This window comes from Pseudomonas sp. SWRI179, assembly GCF_014268705.1.
In the GTDB taxonomy this organism is placed as follows: Bacteria; Pseudomonadota; Gammaproteobacteria; order Pseudomonadales; family Pseudomonadaceae; genus Aquipseudomonas; species Aquipseudomonas zanjanensis.
This window is the reverse complement of sequence record NZ_JABWRA010000081.1, coordinates 1-18124: the sequence shown is the minus strand read 5'-3', so window position 1 is coordinate 18124 and position 18124 is coordinate 1. Positions and strand designations below refer to the sequence as shown.

General features: G+C 61.8%; 16 protein-coding genes and 4 tRNA genes. 7 read left to right on the top strand and 13 right to left on the bottom strand.

Features of this window, described 5'->3' with window-relative positions; all coding sequences use genetic code 11:
- Positions 1-15 precede the first annotated feature (15 nt).
- From HU767_RS27130 to uvrB, 5 genes are all read right to left on the bottom strand, one after another.
- Positions 16-91: transfer RNA gene (locus HU767_RS27130), tRNA-Ala, on the bottom strand.
- Between the two features lie 53 nt (positions 92-144).
- Positions 145-220: transfer RNA gene (locus tag HU767_RS27125), tRNA-Glu, on the bottom strand.
- 79 nt (positions 221-299) lie between these two features.
- A tRNA-Ala gene (locus HU767_RS27120) sits at positions 300-375 on the bottom strand.
- Positions 376-521: 146 nt separating this feature from the next.
- Entirely contained in the window at positions 522-2003 is a 1482-nt protein-coding gene (gene gltX, locus HU767_RS27115; protein ID WP_186708727.1) for a glutamate--tRNA ligase, read from the bottom strand.
- Positions 2004-2246: 243 nt separating this feature from the next.
- Positions 2247-4262: an excinuclease ABC subunit UvrB gene (gene uvrB, locus HU767_RS27110; protein WP_186730959.1), complete on the bottom strand. Its 2016-nt coding sequence runs from the start codon at positions 4260-4262 to the stop codon at positions 2247-2249.
- A 332-nt stretch (positions 4263-4594) separates the two neighbouring features.
- Here uvrB and HU767_RS27105 point away from each other — a divergent pair, with 332 nt between their 5' ends.
- Positions 4595-5791: an amino acid aminotransferase gene (locus HU767_RS27105; RefSeq protein ID WP_186730958.1), complete on the top strand. Its 1197-nt coding sequence runs from the start codon at positions 4595-4597 to the stop codon at positions 5789-5791.
- 294 nt (positions 5792-6085) lie between these two features.
- On the opposite strand, the gene HU767_RS27100 is transcribed toward HU767_RS27105, so the two are convergent.
- Entirely contained in the window at positions 6086-6313 is a 228-nt protein-coding gene (locus HU767_RS27100) for a hypothetical protein (RefSeq protein WP_014337443.1), read from the bottom strand.
- Between the two features lie 235 nt (positions 6314-6548).
- Here HU767_RS27100 and HU767_RS27095 point away from each other — a divergent pair.
- From HU767_RS27095 to HU767_RS27085, 3 genes are all read left to right on the top strand, one after another.
- A tRNA-Asn gene (locus HU767_RS27095) sits at positions 6549-6624 on the top strand.
- A 248-nt stretch (positions 6625-6872) separates the two neighbouring features.
- A complete protein-coding gene (locus HU767_RS27090) occupies positions 6873-7067 on the top strand; it encodes a hypothetical protein (RefSeq protein ID WP_003203896.1) in 195 nt (64 codons plus the stop codon).
- An 89-nt stretch (positions 7068-7156) separates the two neighbouring features.
- On the top strand, positions 7157-7339 hold the full coding sequence (locus HU767_RS27085) for a hypothetical protein (protein WP_186708722.1): 183 nt from the start codon (positions 7157-7159) through the stop codon (positions 7337-7339).
- On the opposite strand, the gene HU767_RS27080 is transcribed toward HU767_RS27085, so the two are convergent.
- Positions 7336-8397, bottom strand: coding sequence for an AI-2E family transporter (locus tag HU767_RS27080; RefSeq protein WP_186708721.1), 1062 nt, complete (start codon positions 8395-8397; stop codon positions 7336-7338). The two genes, HU767_RS27085 and HU767_RS27080, sit on opposite strands and share 4 nt — an antisense overlap.
- A 148-nt stretch (positions 8398-8545) precedes the next feature.
- On the opposite strand from HU767_RS27080, the gene yegQ reads away from it, so the two are divergent.
- A complete protein-coding gene (gene yegQ / locus HU767_RS27075) occupies positions 8546-9871 on the top strand; it encodes a tRNA 5-hydroxyuridine modification protein YegQ (protein WP_186730957.1) in 1326 nt (441 codons plus the stop codon).
- 272 nt (positions 9872-10143) lie between these two features.
- Here yegQ and HU767_RS27070 read toward each other — a convergent pair whose 3' ends face one another.
- The 6 genes from HU767_RS27070 to HU767_RS27045 all read right to left on the bottom strand — a co-directional run bounded on the left by HU767_RS27070 (position 10144) and on the right by HU767_RS27045 (position 16255).
- Entirely contained in the window at positions 10144-11823 is a 1680-nt protein-coding gene (locus HU767_RS27070) for a methyl-accepting chemotaxis protein (RefSeq protein ID WP_186708719.1), read from the bottom strand.
- 246 nt (positions 11824-12069) lie between these two features.
- The gene (locus HU767_RS27065) at positions 12070-13386 is read right to left on the bottom strand and encodes a Na+/H+ antiporter NhaC family protein (protein WP_186708740.1); all 1317 of its coding nucleotides are present in this window, start codon (positions 13384-13386) and stop codon (positions 12070-12072) included.
- Between the two features lie 271 nt (positions 13387-13657).
- The gene (locus tag HU767_RS27060; protein ID WP_186730956.1) at positions 13658-14971 is read right to left on the bottom strand and encodes an ATP-binding protein; all 1314 of its coding nucleotides are present in this window, start codon (positions 14969-14971) and stop codon (positions 13658-13660) included.
- A complete protein-coding gene (locus HU767_RS27055) occupies positions 14968-15636 on the bottom strand; it encodes a response regulator transcription factor (protein ID WP_053123507.1) in 669 nt (222 codons plus the stop codon). The genes HU767_RS27060 and HU767_RS27055 overlap by 4 nt, the downstream gene beginning before the upstream one ends.
- Positions 15636-15947 (bottom strand): PepSY domain-containing protein, encoded by a 312-nt coding sequence (locus tag HU767_RS27050; RefSeq protein WP_186730955.1) that lies wholly within the window; start codon positions 15945-15947, stop codon positions 15636-15638. The genes HU767_RS27055 and HU767_RS27050 overlap by 1 nt, the downstream gene beginning before the upstream one ends.
- The gene (locus HU767_RS27045; RefSeq protein ID WP_186708716.1) at positions 15947-16255 is read right to left on the bottom strand and encodes a PepSY domain-containing protein; all 309 of its coding nucleotides are present in this window, start codon (positions 16253-16255) and stop codon (positions 15947-15949) included. The genes HU767_RS27050 and HU767_RS27045 overlap by 1 nt, the downstream gene beginning before the upstream one ends.
- A 227-nt stretch (positions 16256-16482) precedes the next feature.
- Here HU767_RS27045 and HU767_RS27040 point away from each other — a divergent pair, with 227 nt between their 5' ends.
- On the top strand, positions 16483-17562 hold the full coding sequence (locus tag HU767_RS27040; protein WP_186708715.1) for a patatin-like phospholipase family protein: 1080 nt from the start codon (positions 16483-16485) through the stop codon (positions 17560-17562).
- Positions 17563-17644: 82 nt separating this feature from the next.
- A complete protein-coding gene (queD, locus tag HU767_RS27035; protein WP_003203918.1) occupies positions 17645-18001 on the top strand; it encodes a 6-carboxytetrahydropterin synthase QueD in 357 nt (118 codons plus the stop codon).
- The last annotated feature ends 123 nt before the right edge of the window (positions 18002-18124 follow it).

Genomic DNA, 18124 nt, shown 5'->3' with positions numbered 1-18124 from the left:
CCTTGAAGTGTAAATTGGTGGAGCTAGACGGGATCGAACCGTCGACCTCTTGCATGCCATGCAAGCGCTCTCCCAGCTGAGCTATAGCCCCGGATTTTTCGCCTCGCGGCGGAGCGACATCTTGCAACATCGCTTCTGTAAAACTGGCGTCCCCTAGGGGACTCGAACCCCTGTTACCGCCGTGAAAGGGCGGTGTCCTAGGCCACTAGACGAAGGGGACGCAAACCCTTCTATACAACTGATCAACGCTGAGTGTTGATCGCTTCAAGGCCGGTGTGGCCAGGCCTTGAAGTGTAAATTGGTGGAGCTAGACGGGATCGAACCGTCGACCTCTTGCATGCCATGCAAGCGCTCTCCCAGCTGAGCTATAGCCCCTCATCGCTGAGGACGGGGCGAATCTTAAGGGCGTAACGGAGGGCTGTCAAATTTATTTTCAACAAATTTGAAAATTTTTTGCCGGGATAACAATCACTTACCGACAAACCCCGGAAAACCGGGGTATGTCCTGCCTCATGGAGCGCTTAGGCGATCGCGCCCAGCAGTTTTTCCCACTCCTTGTTTTCCTTCTTCGACACGCCACCGAGCAGATCGATGGCCTGGCGCAGACGGAAACGGGTCAGGTCCGGCCCGAGGATTTCCATCGCATCGAGCACCGAAACCGAGCTGGCCTGGCCGGTAATGGCGGCGAACATCAGCGGCATGGCATCGCGCAATTTCAACTCCAGCGACTCCACCACGGCCTGGATGGTCGCGGTGATGCTGTCCTTCTCCCACTGACGCAGGCTTTCCAGCTTCCACAGGATCAGTTGCATCAACTGGCGCACCTGGTCGCCGGAGAGCTTCTTGGATTCGAACAACTTCACGTCCGGCGTCACACCACCGGCGAAGAAGAAACCGGCCAGCGGGGCGATCTGGCTGAAGGTCTCTACCCTGCCCTGCACATGGGGAGCGATCTTCATCATGTACTCAGGGTTCAATGCCCACTTCTGCACGCGAGCGGCAAACTCTTCCACCGGCAGGTCCCGCAGCCACTGGCCGTTGAGCCACGACAGCTTCTCGACGTCGAAGATCGGCCCGCCCAGGGAGACGCGCGACAGGTCGAAGTGCTCGACCATTTCCTGCAGCGAGAACTTCTCGCGTTCGTCCGGCATCGACCAGCCCATGCGGCCCAGGTAGTTGAGCATGGCCTCGGGCATGAAGCCCATGCGCTCGTAGAACGTCACCGAGGTCGGGTTCTTGCGCTTGGACAGCTTGCTCTTGTCCGGGTTACGCAGCAGCGGCATGTAGCACAGCTGCGGCTGTTCCCAGCCGAAGTATTCGTAGAGCAGGATCAGTTTCGGCGCCGACGGCAGCCATTCTTCACCGCGCAGGACGTGGGTGATGCCCATCAAGTGATCGTCGACCACGTTGGCCAGGAAGTACGTCGGCAGGCCATCGGTCTTCATCAGCACTTGCATGTCCATGCGATCCCACGGGATCTCGACATCGCCACGCAGCATATCCGGCACGACGCAGACGCCTTCGGTCGGTACTTTCATGCGAATCACGTGGGGCTCGCCAGCGGCCAGGCGACGGGCGACTTCTTCCTTGGACAGCAGCAGCGCCCGGCCGTCGTAGCGCGGGGTTTCGCCACGGGCCATTTGCTCGGCGCGCATCTGGTCCAGTTCTTCGGCGGTGCAGAAGCAAGGGAACGCGTGCCCCATGTCCACCAGCTGCTGGCAGTACTGCTTGTAGATCTCGCCGCGCTCGCTCTGGCGATACGGGCCGTGCGGGCCGCCGACGTCCGGGCCTTCGCTCCAGTCGATCCCCAACCAGCGCAGGGCATCGAAGATCTGCTGTTCGGACTCGCGGGTCGAACGCAACTGGTCGGTGTCCTCGATCCGCAGGATGAACTCGCCGCCATGCTGCTTGGCAAAGCAATAGTTGAACAAAGCGATATAGGCGGTGCCGACATGGGGATCGCCAGTAGGCGAAGGCGCGATGCGGGTGCGGACGGTGGTCATGGCATGTCTCGGAAAGAATATAAAAGCGAAGATCGAACAGGGGGCGAATGGTAACAGGCGATGGCGGGCGGGCTCCAGTGAGAGCGGGATTTGTGTGGCATCTCTCAGACCGAGTCGCCTCCTTCGCGAGCAAGCCCGCTCCCACAGGAGATCGCATGCAGCCTGGACGACTCGGTCAACTGTGGGAGCGGGCTTGCTCCGGGCGGCGTTCCGACGAAGAGGCCATCGAAACCACCGCAAAACTCAAACGGTCAGCAACCGCTCCCGCAACTTGCCAATCTCATCGCGCAATTGCGCCGCCGCCTCGAACTCCAGGTCCCGGGCCAGTTGGTACATCTTCTCTTCCAACTGCCGGATACGCTTGGTGATTTCGCTCGGCGAGCGCAGTTCGGCCTCGTAGCGGGCGCTCTCTTCGGCGGCCTTGGCCATGCCCTTGCGCTTCTTGCTGCGTGAGCCGGGCACGGTGGCGCCTTCCATGATGTCGGCGACGTCCTTGAACACGCCTTTGGGGGTGATGCCGTTGGCCAGGTTGAAGGCGATCTGCTTGTCGCGGCGGCGCTCGGTCTCGCCGATGGCCCGCTCCATGGAACCGGTGATGCGGTCGGCATACAGGATCGCCCGGCCATTGAGGTTACGTGCCGCGCGACCAATGGTCTGGATCAACGAACGCTCGGAACGCAGGAAACCTTCCTTGTCCGCATCGAGAATCGCCACCAGCGACACTTCCGGCATGTCCAGGCCTTCGCGCAGCAGGTTGATGCCCACCAGTACATCGAAGGTGCCCAGGCGCAGGTCACGGATGATCTCGACCCGCTCCACCGTGTCGATGTCCGAGTGCAGGTAACGCACCCGCACGCCATGGTCGGCCAGGTAGTCGGTGAGGTCTTCGGCCATGCGTTTGGTCAGCGTGGTGACCAGCACCCGCTCCTCCACCGCCACGCGCTTGGTGATCTCCGACAGCAGGTCATCGACCTGGGTCAGGGCCGGACGCACCTCGACTTGTGGGTCCACCAGCCCAGTCGGCCGTACCACTTGCTCGACGACGCGACCGGCATGCTCGGCCTCGTAGTTGCCAGGCGTGGCCGAGACGAAAATCGTCTGTGGGCTCACGCTCTCCCATTCGTCAAAACGCATCGGCCGGTTGTCCAGGGCCGAGGGCAGGCGGAAACCGTACTCCACCAGTGTTTCCTTGCGCGAACGGTCGCCTTTGTACATGGCGCCAACCTGGGGCACGCTGACGTGGGATTCGTCGATCACCAGCAAGGCATCGGCGGGCAAGTAGTCATACAACGTAGGCGGCGGCGCACCCGCCGGGCGACCCGACAAGTAGCGCGAGTAGTTTTCGATGCCGTTGCAGTAGCCAAGCTCCAGGATCATCTCCAGGTCGAAGCGGGTGCGTTGTTCCAGGCGCTGGGCTTCCACCAACTTGTTGTTCGAACGCAGGTACTCCAGGCGCTCCTGCAACTCGACCTTGATCCCTTCGATGGCGTCCAGCAGGGTTTCCCGAGGCGTCACGTAGTGGCTCTTGGGGTAGAAAGTGAAGCGGGGCAACTTGCGGATCACTTCGCCGGTCAGCGGGTCGAACGCCGAGAGGCTCTCCACTTCATCGTCGAACAGCTCGATGCGGATCGCTTCCAGGTCCGATTCCGCCGGGTAGATGTCGATCACATCGCCGCGCACCCGGAACGTCGCCCGGGCGAAATCCATGTCGTTGCGGGTGTACTGCAAGTCCGTCAGGCGACGCAGCAAGGCACGCTGGTCGAGTTTGTCGCCGCGGTCCACGTGCAGCACCATCTTCAGGTAGGTTTCCGGGCTGCCCAGGCCGTAGATGCACGACACCGTGGTGACGATGATCGCGTCCTTGCGCTCGAGCAACGCCTTGGTCGCCGACAGTCGCATCTGTTCGATGTGGTCGTTGATCGAGGCATCCTTCTCGATGAAGGTGTCCGAGGACGGCACATAGGCCTCGGGCTGGTAGTAGTCGTAGTAGGAAACGAAGTACTCCACGGCGTTGTTCGGGAAAAACGCCTTGAACTCACCATAGAGCTGCGCCGCCAGGGTCTTGTTCGGCGCCAGTACCAGGGTCGGGCGCTGCACCTGGGCGATCACATTGGCGATGCTGAAGGTCTTGCCCGAACCGGTCACACCGAGCAACGTCTGGTGCGCCAGCCCGGCCTCGATACCCTCGACCATCAGGCGGATGGCTTCCGGCTGATCGCCGGCGGGCTGGAAGCGGGTGACTAGCTGGAATTCAGACATGACATAACCTCTGGATTCACCCCTGTCGGCCAGCCGACAGGAACGAGAAAGACCGAAACGACTGATGTCGCCCGAGGAAAAAGCTGGGATGCACACAATGTGGAGGTGAATGCCTTCGCTTTCAAGACGAACGTCCTACACGCCTTGAAGACTTTGACGCGGCGAGAGGACTAACGGTCGAAAAAAATCGAAAAAACTTACCGTAAAAGCCGAATCGCCTGTCGCCGTGCCGGGTGATGGCCTCTATACTAGCTCCCCGTTTGTGCACCGCTCTAGTGCATTCGGCTGGAGCGCCACACGTCCCCTCACTCTCCATTCAGAGCCGCGCACTAATGAGCCTGTTTTCCGCTGTCGAATTGGCACCCCGCGACCCCATCCTGGGCCTCAACGAAGCTTTCAACGCCGACACCCGTACCAATAAGGTGAACCTGGGCGTGGGTGTTTACTGCAACGAGGAAGGGCGCATTCCATTGCTGCGCGCCGTTGTCGAAGCCGAGACGATTCGCGTGGCTCAGCACGTTTCCCGTGGTTACCTGCCAATCGACGGCATTGCCGCCTACGACCAGGCCGTACAGACCCTGCTGTTCGGCAAGGACTCGGCGCTGATCGCTTCCGGCCGCGTCATCACCACCCAGGCCGTGGGCGGCACCGGCGCACTGAAGATCGGTGCCGACTTCCTCAAGCAACTGCTGCCTGACGCCGTCGTCGCCATCAGCGACCCGAGCTGGGAAAACCACCGCGCCCTGTTCGAAACCGCCGGCTTTCCGGTGCAGAACTACCGCTACTATGATGCCGCCACCCACGACGTGAACCGCAGCGGCCTGCTGGAAGACCTCAACGCCCTGCCCGACCGTTCGATCGTTGTGCTGCACGCTTGCTGCCACAACCCGACCGGCGTGGACCTGAGCCCGGAAGACTGGAAAAACGTGCTGGCGGTCGTCAAGGCCAAGAACCACGTACCGTTCCTGGACATGGCCTACCAGGGCTTTGGCGAAGGCATCGACGCAGACGCGGCGGCTGTACGCCTGTTCGCCGAGTCGGGGCTGACCTTCTTTGCCTCCAGCTCGTTCTCCAAATCGTTCTCGTTGTACGGCGAGCGCGTTGGCGCCCTGTCGATCGTCAGTGAATCGAAGGAAGAAAGCGCCCGCGTGCTGTCCCAGGTCAAGCGCGTGATCCGCACCAACTACTCCAACCCGCCAACCCACGGCGCCAGCATCGTCGCCGCTGTGCTCAACAGCCCCGAGCTGCGCGCGCAATGGGAAGCCGAACTGGCCGAAATGCGCCTGCGGATTCGCGGCATGCGCGACCAGATGGTCGACATGCTGGCCAAGGCCGCGCCGCACCACGACTTCAGCTTCGTCGCCCGCCAGAGCGGGATGTTCTCCTACTCCGGCCTGACCGTTGAACAAGTGACGCGCCTGCGCAACGAGTTTGGTATCTATGCCCTGGACACCGGTCGCATCTGCGTGGCCGCGCTGAACCAGAACAACATCGAAGCGGTGACCAAGGCCATCGTCCAGGTGATCTGACGCCTCGACGCTGGATGAAAAAACGGGAAGCCATTGGCTTCCCTTTTTTTGACCCGATGTTTTTGTGGCCTGCTTCTGTGGTTTTGTTTCTGTGGCGAGGGAGCTTGCTCCCGCTGGGCTGCGCAGCAGCCCTAAAACCAACCACCTCGGTATTTCAGACTGATTTAACCAAGCATTTTGGGGCTGCTTCGCAGCCCAGCGGGAGCAAGCTCCCTCGCCACAAAAGCAAAACCACAAAAACAAAACCACAAAAACAAGACCACAAAAGCACCGGGCACGACACTCTGGCTGAAGCTACAGCTCCGTCGCCCGCTGGCTCGCCGCATCGTCATAGATGACATACAACGACTCGGCCACTTGGCTCTTGATCGCCTTGGTGCTTTCCAACCCCAGGACAAACCCCTCGGCCTTGCCACCGGCGCGATTCAGCGCCTCGGCGGTGCTGGCCTGGGTAATGGCGTCGTACAGTTTCTCGGCATGAGGCCCCACGCCCTTGGGCAAACTGATCTGGGCGGTACTCACAGGCACACCTCGGCGCGACGGGCTGTGTGAAGGGGTAACAGATGGTTCATGGCGCGTACCTCAATGTCGGCGAATGGCCGGCAGTGCGTCCTGCCACTTCCGGGCAACCATGGTAGCCCTCTCCTGCCCATGCGGTAACTGCCAATCGTTGATTGTCCTTCAATGGGCAGCAGGAATGCGCCGCCCGGCAATAGACGCTTGACTTCTCTTTTCCAATCAGTAACATACGCGCCATTCCGCGATAGCTCAGTTGGTAGAGCAAGTGACTGTTAATCACTGGGTCCCTGGTTCGAGTCCAGGTCGTGGAGCCAGACAGCAACACACAAGAAGCCCCTGGTTCGAAAGATCCAGGGGCTTTTTTGTGGGCAAAAAACAGGTGGATGGCCATATAAGCCTGGCCGAGGTCGCTGCCGGAACAACAATCCGGCACCAAAAAGGCAATATGGTCCGGATCCTGCTTTCTTTTTCCGACAACCCAAGCTGTCACGTGAGCGTCATGACAGGGCCGCACACTGGTCCTGTCCGCCAACAACAGCTTCATAAAAACAAGGACGAAGGTATGCCCACACAAAACCCCCATCGCATTGTCGGCCTGTGCACCTCCAGCAAGGTGTACAACGTACTGACCGAACTCAAGCAACTGGAAGGCCACCGCAGCGCCAAATTCCTTTCCCTGCTGGCGGAAAACCTGGTGCGCAAGGGCCTGCTCAATGAGCAGGAAGTGGTGCACATGCTCGATCTGGTCGTCGATTGAGCGGCATCGATTCCTACTATTGAGCCAGTAGATTTTCCGTCCTTCCCCCTGAGCCTTAAGGTAACCCCATCGATTGATGGAGGTTTCCCATGCCCAAGGTTCAAATCATGTCTGTCATTGGCAGCGCCGTCCCCGCCCCACTCCGGGAGCTCGGGTTGCTGGCCTGCTGGTATCTGGTGCAGGACGGCGTGACCATCAGCGGCCCGCTGACTTCACTGCCCGCCGCCGAGGCGCTGTCACAACGTATCGGCCCCTACCTGATGAACGCCTAGGGCAGTTGCACCCGCGGCGAGCCCTCGACAAACAAGGCCCAGCACGACATGAACAACGCCGCGATCAGCGGCCCGATCACGAAGCCGTTCAGTCCGAACACCGCCAGCCCACCCAGTGTCGAGACCAGCACCAGGTAGTCGGGCATCTTGGTGTCCTTGCCCACCAGGATCGGTCGCAGGAAATTGTCCACCAGGCCAATCACGAACACCCCGAACAACGTCAGCACCACGCCTTGCCAAATCGCTCCCGAGAGCAGGAAATACACCGCCACCGGCGCCCAGACAAGACCTGCCCCCACCGCAGGCAACAATGACAGGAACGCCATCAGTACCGCCCAGGGCAATACCGTAGGGATCCCCAGGATCCAGAAGATCAGCCCACCCAGCGCACCTTGGGTAATGGCGACCAACAGGTTGCCTTTCACGGTAGCCCGCACCACCCGATTGAATTTCAACTGCAAGCGGCGTTTTTGATGTTCCGCCAAGGGAATGGCCGTGCGCACCTTGCGCACCAGCTCCGCACCGTCGCGCAGAAAGAAGAACAGCAGATAGAGCATCACGAAGAAGCTGACCAGGAACTGAAAGGTACCCTGACCGAAACTGAAGGCCTGGGTGGCGAAGAATTCGCTGCCCTGCATCGCGCTCTTGACGATCTTGTCACGCAAGCCGTTCAGGTTGCCCAGGCCGAAGCGGTCCAGCAGGTGCTGGAAGTACGGCGGCAAGGCATCCTTGAAGCGGGCCAGGTAATCGGCAATGTCCAGCTCTCCGCTTTCCAGGCTCTTGTACAGCGCCGCTCCCTCCTGGACCAGCAACATGCTGATGACGATCACCGGCAGGATCGCGATGACCACACAGATGCTCAAGGTGAACAACGATGTGAGATTGCGGTGCCAACCGAACTTGAACTGCAGACGGCGCTGCATCGGCGCAAAGACGATACCCAGGATCACCGCCCAGAATACCGCCCCGTAGAACGGCAGCAGAATCCAGATAAAGGCGACCGTGACCAGCACCAGCAGCAACATCTGGGCTTTGTTTTGCAGCATCTTTCGATTCATCAGCTTTCCATGTCCAAAGGCGGGATACACATTAGTCAGCCAGGACTCGCCGGAGTGCCATCACGCTTGCGTTGTGCCCTTGATCCAAGTCAATAAGGCCTGGCCGGCCCTGGCGTACCCTCCGCGCTTTTTGCGACCCGACCCCACCATGACCCTCGCCGCCCCCGAACTGCTGGCACCCGCCGGCACCCTGAAAAACATGCGTTATGCCTTCGCCTACGGTGCCGACGCGGTGTACGCCGGCCAGCCGCGCTACAGCCTGCGGGTGCGCAACAACGAATTCGACCACGGGAACCTGGCCTTGGGCATCGCCGAGGCCCAGGCCATGGGCAAGCGCTTCTACGTGGTGGTGAACATTGCCCCGCACAACGCCAAGCTGCGGACCTTCCTCAAAGACCTCGAACCGGTGATTGCCATGGCGCCGGACGCGCTGATCATGTCCGACCCGGGGTTGATCATGCTGGTTCGCCGGCATTTTCCGCAGATGCCGATTCACCTGTCGGTGCAGGCCAACACGGTGAACTGGGCAAGCGTTGAGTTCTGGCAGCAGCAGGGCTTGAGCCGGATCATCCTGTCCCGGGAACTGTCCCTGGAAGAAATCGCCGAGATTCGCGAGCAAGTCCCGGCCATGGAGCTGGAAGTGTTCGTCCATGGCGCGCTGTGCATGGCCTATTCGGGGCGCTGCCTGCTATCCGGTTATATGAACAAGCGCGACGCCAACCAGGGCAGCTGCACCAACGCCTGCCGCTGGAAGTACTCGGCGCAGCCGGCGGTGGAAAATGCCGTGGGCGACATTGTGCAGAGCTATCGGCCCGAACCGACCCTGGGCCTCGGCGCACCCACCGACCAGGTGTTTCTGCTCCAGGAGGCCAACCGCCCGGAAGAATCCATGCCGGCCTTCGAGGACGAGCACGGCACCTACATCATGAACGCCAAGGACCTGCGGGCCGTGCAACACGTCGAGCGCCTGGCGCGCATGGGCGTGCATTCCTTGAAGATCGAAGGCCGGACCAAGTCGCATTTCTATTGCGCGCGCACCACCCAGGTGTATCGCCGGGCCATCGATGATGCGGTGGCCGGCCGGGAATTCGACCGCAGCCTGATGACCGACCTGGAGTCCCTGGCCCAGCGTGGCTACACCGAAGGCTTCCTGAGACGCCACGTGCATGACGAATACCAGAACTACCAGAACGGCAGCTCAGTGTCGGAGCGCCAGCAGTTCGTCGGCGAACTGACCGGCGAACGGCGCGAACGCCTGGCCGAAGTGCGGGTGAAGAACCGTTTTGGCCTGGGTGATCACATGGAACTGATGACCCCCAAGGGCAACTTTCACTTCGACCTGCATCAGTTGCAGGACATCAAGGGCCAGGCCATCGAAGTGGCACCGGGGGATGGGCATGTGGTGTACGTGCCGATCCCGGATGCGGTGGATCTGCGGTTTGGGTTGTTGATGCGGGATGTGCGCGAGCCATAGTCGCCACCGAACAAATGTGGGAGCGGGCTTGCTCGCGAAGGCGGTGTGTCAGAAGTGAATACATTGACTGACACACTGTATTCGCGAGCAAGCCCGCTCCCACAGGGGATTTGTGATGGACACAAGATTCTGCATGCCACAAATCTTTAGCTCCCGGCAGAAACTGCCGAAGGCTGCGATCCTCCGCTTCCGATAGGGCCTGGTAGCCCAGGCGAAAACATCTGGATCGAGAGCGAAAGATCGCAGCCTTCGGCAGCTCCTGCTGCCCCGGGTCAGATGCGGAACTGCCCCACCAGTTGACCCAGGCGCTGGCCCAGGTCGGCCAGGCTGCGGGACGTCTGGGCGCCGAGTTGGGTTTCGTCGGCGACGCTGTCCACGGCCACGGCGATCTGATGCACGCTGCGGTTGATTTCTTCGGCCACGGCAGTCTGTTCTTCGGCGGCGCTGGCGATCTGGGCGTTCATCGAGTTGATGGTGCCGATCAGCTGCGCCATGGTGTCCAGGGACGCGCCCGCCTCGTTGGCCCGTTCCGAGGTGCCATCGCCGGCCTCGCTGGAACGACGCATCGCTTCCACTGCCGCGTGGGTACCCGATTGCAGGCGGTCGATCATGCCCTGGATTTCCTGGGTACTTTGCTGGGTCCGGCTGGCCAGGGCCCGCACTTCATCGGCCACCACCGCGAACCCACGCCCCGCCTCGCCGGCACGCGCGGCCTCGATGGCGGCGTTGAGGGCCAGCAGGTTGGTCTGCTCGGCGATCGAACGAATCACCCCGAGCACACTGACAATCGAGGCCACATCTTGCTGCAGGCTGTCCAAGGACACGCCGCTGCTGCGGATATCGTTCACCAGCGCATGAATCTGTTGGATGCTGCCTGCCACCACGCGCTTGGCCGATTGGCCTTCTTCGTCGGTCTGCTGGGCCGCGACGGCAGCGCCCTGGGCACTGCGAGCGACTTCCTGGGCCGCCGAGGACATCTCGTTGATCGCCGTGGCAACCTGATCGGTTTCGTGGCGTTGACGCTCCATCGCCTGCTCGGAGCGCTGGGCCTGCTCGGAGACTTGGGTCACCAGGCCGGTCAGTTGCGAGGTCATGTCGGTGATCTGCCGCACCAGGCCGTGGATCTTGTCGACGAAGCGGTTGAACGAACCGGCCAGTTGGCCCAGTTCATCCTGGCTGGTAATCGCCAGGCGCCGGGTCAGGTCACCCTCGCCCGCCGCGATGTCATCGAGGTTGTCTTTCATCAGGTGCAGGGGGCGCAGGATCGTGTTGGCGAGCACCAGGCCCACCACTGCAATCACCAGCAACACCACGGCGGCGATCCCGACGATGCTCAGTACCACGCCTTGCAGGCGATCGTGGACCTTGGCTTCCACCAGCGCCACCTGGGCTTCGATGCCGTCCAGGTTGACTGAACTACCAACCGCCAGGTCCCACTTGGGCAGGTATTCGGTGTAGCCGAGCTTGGGCACCAGGTCCTTGCTGCCGGGCAGCGGCGAGCTGTATTCCAGGTAATGCGTGCCGTCCTTGGCGACTTTCACCAGGTCGCGGTTGACGTAGACACCGTTCGGATCGCGGTTGTCCTTGAAGCTCTTGCCCACGCCATCGGGGCTGTTGGCCTTGAACAGACGAATGGTCTCGGAGTCGTAACCGAAGAAATAGCCGTCCTTGCCGTAGCTGATGTTCGACAGCAGCTTGATGGCCTGGGCGCGCGCCTCGTTATCACCCGGCGCGGCGGCATCGTAGAGCGGCTTGATCGCGGTCAGGCCCACCGCCACGTAGTTCTGCAGCGTGGCCTTGGCCTCGCTGAGCAGGCGCTCGCGGGTTTGCTGGACTTCTTTACTCGCTTGTTCCTTCAAGATGAAAGCCGTGGTCAGGCTGATGATCACGGCGGACAGCAATACCGGCAGTATCGCAAGGGACAGGACTTTAGCCTTCAGGCTCAGGCGCATGCTGTTCACTCTTGTTGGTGTTATTGGCGTGGTTAGCTGTATTAACGGCAGCGCACGGCAAAACTGTAGGGCAAGGTGAACAGTCAGCTGGCAGAGTCGCTGGATTCAAGCGCCTCTTCGCGAGCAAGCCCGCTCCCACAAGGGATTGCTGGTGTACACATATTCTGTGTTCACAGCAGATCCAGTGTGGGAGCGGGCTTGCTCGCGAAGGTTGCGACTCAGTCCTTGAGTCTTGTTGAATCAGCCTTACAACACCATCGCCGCCACCCAACCAAACGCCAGCAGCGGCAGATTGTAGTGGATGAAGGTCGGGACCACGGTGTCCCAGATGTGATGATGCTGGCCGTCGATGTTCAGGCCGGAGGTCGGGCCCAGGGTCGAGTCCGAGGCAGGCGAGCCGGCATCGCCCAGGGCGCCGGCGGTGCCGACGATGCAGACGATTGCCAGCGGGCTGAAGCCCAACTGCAGGCACAGCGGCACGAAAATCGTCGCCAGGATCGGCACCGTGGAAAACGACGAGCCGATGCCCATGGTCACCAGCAGGCCCACCAGCAACATCATCAGCGCGCCGATGCCCTTGTTGTGGCCGATCCAGGCCGCCGAAGCTTCCACCAGGCTTTGGACTTCACCGGTGGCCTTCATCACCTCGGCGAACCCTGAGGCGGCGATCATGATGAAGCCGATCATCGCCATCATCTTCATGCCTTCGGTGAACAGGTCGTCCGTCTCACGCCAGCGCACCACCCCCGACAGCGAGAAAATCAGGAACCCGGCCAGGGCGCCGATGATCATCGAGTCCACCAGCAGCTGGATCGCGAATGCCGCCGCCACCGCAACCCCGGCCACGATCAGGCTCAGCGGGTTGTAGCGCACGGCCACTTGCTCGGCCTTGGCGATCTTCTTCAGGTCATAGACGCGTTTCTTGCGGTACGTGATGAACGACAGCGCCAGGCCAAACACCATGCCCAGCGCCGGGATGCCCATGGCGTGGGTGATATTGATGCCACTGATGTCGACGCCGCTGCGGGCGACATTGGCCAGCAGGATTTCATTGAGGAAGATGTTGCCGAAGCCCACCGGCAGGAACATATAGGGGGTGATCAGACCGAAGGTCATGACGCAGGCGATCAAACGACGGTCCAGCTGCAGCTTGGTCAGCACGTAGAGCAGCGGCGGCACCAGCAGCGGGATGAAAGCGATGTGGATCGGCAGGATGTTCTGGGAAGCGACCGCGACCGTGCCCAGCAGACCGATCAGCACCCATTTGACGCCCGAGCCACCGGCGACGTCCTGGCGATCCACCAGGGCCAGGGCTTTGTCCGCCAGGGCGTGGGCCATGCCGGACTTGGCAATCGCCACGGCGAAGGCGCCGAGCAAGGCATAGGACAATGCCACCGTCGCACCGCCACCCAGACCAGCATTGAACGCTTTGAGCGTCGCCTCGATCCCCAGGCCGCCCGTCAGGCCGCCCACCAACGCGCCGATAATCAGCGCGATCACCACGTGCACACGAGACAGGCTGAGCACGAGCATGACGCCAACCGCGGCAATTACTGCATTTATCATCGTTACCTCAACGCACAGCGATGGAAAGCCACCGGACAAAAAGGTCGCGACTTTGCAGCAAGCGGCGGCAAGCTGCAAGGGCCGTGGGGCGGGTTTTCACAAGGTTTGCAGTCACCACAAACCAATGTGGGAGCGAGCCTGCTCGCGATAGCGGTATGTCAGTAGACATTGATATGGCTGAGCGGACGTCATCGCGAGCAGGCTCGCTCCCACAGGGGCCAAGTCAGACAGAGGATCTGTGGCCCAGCATAAAGGGTTAATGCAGACCTCAGCGCCTGGGCAACTCGATCACAACCTTCAACCCACCCCACTCGCTGTCATCCAACGCCAACAGCCCGCCCCAGGTGTCGACGATGTCCCGCACGATGCCCAGGCCCAGGCCGTGGCCATCGGTCTGTTCGTCCAATCGCGTGCCGCGGCTGAACACCTGCTCGCGGCGGTCCGCGGGAATGCCCGGGCCATCGTCCTCCACCGCCAGGCTGAACCCTTCGGCGGTTTCGGTCAGGGTCAGGCGCACCTCGGCATCGGCCCATTTGCAGGCGTTGTCCAGCAGGTTGCCCAGCAGTTCCAGCAAGTCTTCACGGTCCCAGGGCAGGTGCAGGCCCGGTGGGGCGACGTAGCTCAGGTGCAGGTGCTCGCCATGGATCATGTTCAGCGTGGCCAGCAGCCCTGGCAGTTCGGCGTCGCAGTCCAGGTGCGCGCCGGGCAAGGCATCGCCGGACAGCCGGGCACGGTTGAGTTCACGGTTGAGGCGCTGGCGGACCTGCTCCAATTGGTCGAGCAACAGTTTGCGCAGCTCGGGATAGGGGTCGAGCTTCTCGTTCGATGCCAGGCTTTGCAGCACCGCCAATGGGGTTTTCAAGGCATGGCCGAGGTTGCCCAGGGCGTTGCGCGAACGCTTGAGGCTGTCTTCGGTGTGGGCCAGCAGATGGTTGATTTGCGCGACCAACGGTTCCAGCTCCCGTGGCACCTGTTCGTCCAGTTGCGTGCGCTGCCCGCGCTGCAACTGGGCAATCTGCTCCCGGGCCCGGTCCAGCGGACGCAAGGCCCGGCGCACGGTGAGGCGTTGCAGCAACAGGATCAGCAACAGCCCCGCCAACCCGAGCCCGAGGCCGACCTGTTGCATCCGGCGAAAGCTGTCACGCACCGGCGTATAGTCCTGGGCCACGCTGATGGAAATCGCCTGGCCCAGCCGCCGATAGTCGGTACGCAGCACCAGCAGCTTCTGGCCCTCCGGGCCCAGTTGCAGATTGCTGTGCAAGCCTGGGTGGTCGAGCCGGGGCAACTCCTGGTCCCACAGCGAGCGGGAACGCCAGTGCACATCGGCAAAATCGATGCGGAAATAATGCCCGGAGAACGGTCGCTGATAGGCCGGCGACAGGCGCCGTTCATCCAGTTGCAAGCCCAGCGGGCCGCGCACCAGGGCCACCAGCAGGTTTTCACTGTCGTTGCGCAGGCCGGCTTCCAGGTAACGCTGCAAGCCCAGCTCGAACAGCCACAGGCTGGTTTGCGCCAGGATCAGGCCGACCACCAGCATTACACCGATCAGGCCCAGGCTCAGGCGCCGCTGGATGGATCTCACTGCGCCTGCCCGCCGAACAGGTAACCCTGGCCGCGACGGGTTTCGATTACGCTGCGTCCCAGCTTGCGCCGCAGGTGATTGACATGAACTTCCAACACGTTGGAATCGCGCTCGGTCTCACCGTCGTACAGGTGTTCGGCGAGATGGCTTTTGGAAAGGATCTGTTCGGGATGCAGCATGAAATAGCGCAACAGGCGAAACTCGGCCGCCGTGAGCTGGATGTCGGTGCCGTCGCGGACCACGCACTGGCGACTCTCATCCAGGTGCAACCCGGCGGCCTTGAGCGTCGGCTGGTTGACCTGCCCATGGGAGCGGCGCAACAGTGCCTGGATCCGCAAGTGCAGTTCTTCAGGATGAAACGGCTTGGTCAGGTAGTCATCGGCGCCGGCCTTGAGCCCCTCGATGCGCTCGGCCCAGGACCCTCGGGCGGTGAGGATCAACACCGGCGTCGCCAGGCCACCAGCACGCCACTGGGCCAACACGTCGAGCCCCGGCACACCTGGCAGGCCGAGGTCGAGGATGATCAAGTCGTAGGGCTCGCTGCTGCCTTGGTACACCGCGTCGCGCCCGTCGGCGAGCCAATCGACGGCGTACCCTTGCCGTGCAAGCCCGGCCATCAATTCGTCCGCCAGGGGCACGTGATCTTCCACCAGAAGCAGGCGCATCAGTCTTCCTTATCTTTGAGTAAACGGCCGGTCGCGGCCTCCAGGTCCAGTTCGCGCACGACGCCGTCGGTGTCCAGCAGCTCGACTTCGTAAATATAGACGCCGTGTTTCTCCTCCAACTCGGCTTCCAGCAGTTTGGCGCCCGGGTGGCGGTCCAGCGCCTGTTGCAACAGATGCTCCAGCGGCAGGATAACGCCCTGCTGGCGCAGTTGCAGGGCCTCGTCCTGGTCCAGGTCACGGGCCATGGCCAGCGAACAAAACGCCAGCAGCGCCAGCGCCCATCGGCTGCGGGCGCATAAATTAAGCTTCATTACAGATCCTGATGATTCTTGAGTACCTTGCCGTTGGTGGCGTCCAATTCCAGGTCCCACTCAATGCCCTTCGTATCGCGCAGGTCCACCTGGTAAATGTACTTGCCGTACGCTTCCTCCAACTCGGTCTCGGTCAAGGTGGCGCCAGGGTGCTTGGCCAGGGCGGCGGCATCGAGCTTTTCGACGGACAGGATGGTACCAGCGTCTTGCAGCTTACGGGCTTCGTCCACGCCCAGGTCTCGTGCGTGAGCCAGGCTCGTACCGAGGGCCATGAGGGTCGCGATGAAAAAGGCAGTCAGGCGGTTCATCGGTTGTCTCCTTTTTATAATCTTTGCCGGGGGACTGTATCGGGGTGAACTTAACTGAAACTGAATGGCCATCATGCGTGAAAAATCCTCTGTGGGAGCGAGCCTGCTCGCGATAGCGGTCTCTCTGCCTGGCATCGATGTAGCTGAACCGACGTTATCGCGAGCAGGCTCGCTCCCACATTGACTTGTGTCGTTATAATCAGCCGCCTACCGTATTCGAGACTGGTATGACTGCTATCCACATCAAGTTTCCCGCCCTCACCCTCAAGGCCGGCCCCCGTGCGTTCGGACGGATTCGCCAGGCCGGCTTGAACGCCGTCGACGTCGGCATCCTGCCGGGCGCCGCCGGTGGGCCCAAGGCCCTGGGCATCCAGGGGCTCGATCTTGCGCTGTTCGGCGAATGGCTACCCGCCGCGCCCCGGGAGCGCTCGCTGATCGGGGCCTCGGTGGGGGCGTGGCGCTTCGCCAGCGCCTGCCTGCCGGATGCCGCCGAAGGGATCCGACGCCTGGGCACTTTGTACAACGAACAAAGCTTCGCCAAAGGCGTGACCATGGCCGGGGTCAGCCAGAGTTCGCAGCGCATGCTCGATGACTTGCTCGACGGCCGCGACACTTCGATCCTCGACAACCCGCGATACCGGCTCAACATCATGGTCGTCAAGAGCCATGGTCTGCTCGCCCAGGATCATCGCGGCCGGCTGGGCCTGGGATTGTCGTCGGTGATCGCCGACAACCTGCGGGGCCGTGGGCGGTTGTCGCGGCATTTCGAACGGTTGATCATCCATGACCCGCGCCTGGCCCCGCCCCTGCATCCGCTGAATGACTTTCCGTCGCGCTTCGTGCCCCTGGCGGCCGGCAACCTGCGCCAGGCCCTGCTGGCTTCGGGCTCGATCCCGATGGTCATGGAAGGCGTGCGCGACCTGCCGGGTGCCGGTGCCGGCACCTTTCGCGACGGCGGTTTGCTGGACTATCACCTGGACTTGCCGTACAGCGGCGAGGATATCGTACTGTACCCGCACTTCACCGACCGGGTCATTCCCGGCTGGTTCGACAAGGGCCTGCCGTGGCGCCGGGGCAACGTCGAACGCCTGCAAGACGTATTGCTGCTGGCTCCATCCCGGGAATACCTGGCGCGCCTGCCCTACGGCAAGCTGCCGGACCGCAACGATTTCAAGCGCTTCATGGGCGATGACTCGAGCCGCCGCAAGTATTGGCGCACGGCGATGGATGAGAGCCGGCGGCTCGGTGATGAGTTTTTGGAGCTGACGGCCAACGGTGGCTTGGGCGAGCGTTTGCTGACCCTTTAGTCAGCACGGTCGCGCAACGCCGTGATCAAACTGATAAACTCCGCCGCCTGCCTCGCGACCGATATCTAAAGAGCCCGAACCTGTGGAAATCTTCAAAGAGTTTACCTTCGAATCCGCCCACCGCCTGCCCCACGTGCCGGACGGCCACAAGTGCGGCCGCCTTCACGGTCACTCGTTCAAGGTGGCGATCCACCTGAGCGGCGATATCGATCCGCACACCGGCTGGATTCGCGACTTCTCGGAGATCAAGGCGATCTTCAAACCGCTCTACGAACGCCTGGACCACAACTACCTCAACGACATCCCTGGCCTGGAAAACCCCACCAGCGAAGTCTTGGCCAAGTGGATCTGGAATGAGTTGAAGCCGTTGCTGCCGGAACTCAGCGCCATCCGCATCCACGAGACCTGCACCAGCGGTTGCATTTACCACGGCGAATAAGACAGGTGCTGCTTCCTGGCCTGGGAGCCTTCTGTGGCGAGGGAGCTTGCTCCCGCTGAGGCGCGAAGCGGCCCTGAAACCTGGCGGCGCGGTGTTTCAGGCGGATTGAGTGGCCTTTTGGAT

Coding starts and splice junctions, on each gene's coding strand:
- HU767_RS27055 (WP_053123507.1), bottom strand. CDS start 15,636: ATGCGCCTGCTTCTGGTGGAAGATCACGTGCCCCTGGCGGACGAATTG.
- uvrB (WP_186730959.1), bottom strand. CDS start 4,262: ATGTCTGAATTCCAGCTAGTCACCCGCTTCCAGCCCGCCGGCGATCAG.
- HU767_RS27070 (WP_186708719.1), bottom strand. CDS start 11,823: ATGCGCCTGAGCCTGAAGGCTAAAGTCCTGTCCCTTGCGATACTGCCG.
- HU767_RS27090 (WP_003203896.1), top strand. CDS start 6,873: ATGCCCACACAAAACCCCCATCGCATTGTCGGCCTGTGCACCTCCAGC.
- HU767_RS27040 (WP_186708715.1), top strand. CDS start 16,483: ATGACTGCTATCCACATCAAGTTTCCCGCCCTCACCCTCAAGGCCGGC.
- HU767_RS27045 (WP_186708716.1), bottom strand. CDS start 16,255: ATGAACCGCCTGACTGCCTTTTTCATCGCGACCCTCATGGCCCTCGGT.
- gltX (WP_186708727.1), bottom strand. CDS start 2,003: ATGACCACCGTCCGCACCCGCATCGCGCCTTCGCCTACTGGCGATCCC.
- HU767_RS27080 (WP_186708721.1), bottom strand. CDS start 8,397: ATGAATCGAAAGATGCTGCAAAACAAAGCCCAGATGTTGCTGCTGGTG.
- HU767_RS27105 (WP_186730958.1), top strand. CDS start 4,595: ATGAGCCTGTTTTCCGCTGTCGAATTGGCACCCCGCGACCCCATCCTG.
- yegQ (WP_186730957.1), top strand. CDS start 8,546: ATGACCCTCGCCGCCCCCGAACTGCTGGCACCCGCCGGCACCCTGAAA.
- HU767_RS27050 (WP_186730955.1), bottom strand. CDS start 15,947: ATGAAGCTTAATTTATGCGCCCGCAGCCGATGGGCGCTGGCGCTGCTG.
- HU767_RS27085 (WP_186708722.1), top strand. CDS start 7,157: ATGCCCAAGGTTCAAATCATGTCTGTCATTGGCAGCGCCGTCCCCGCC.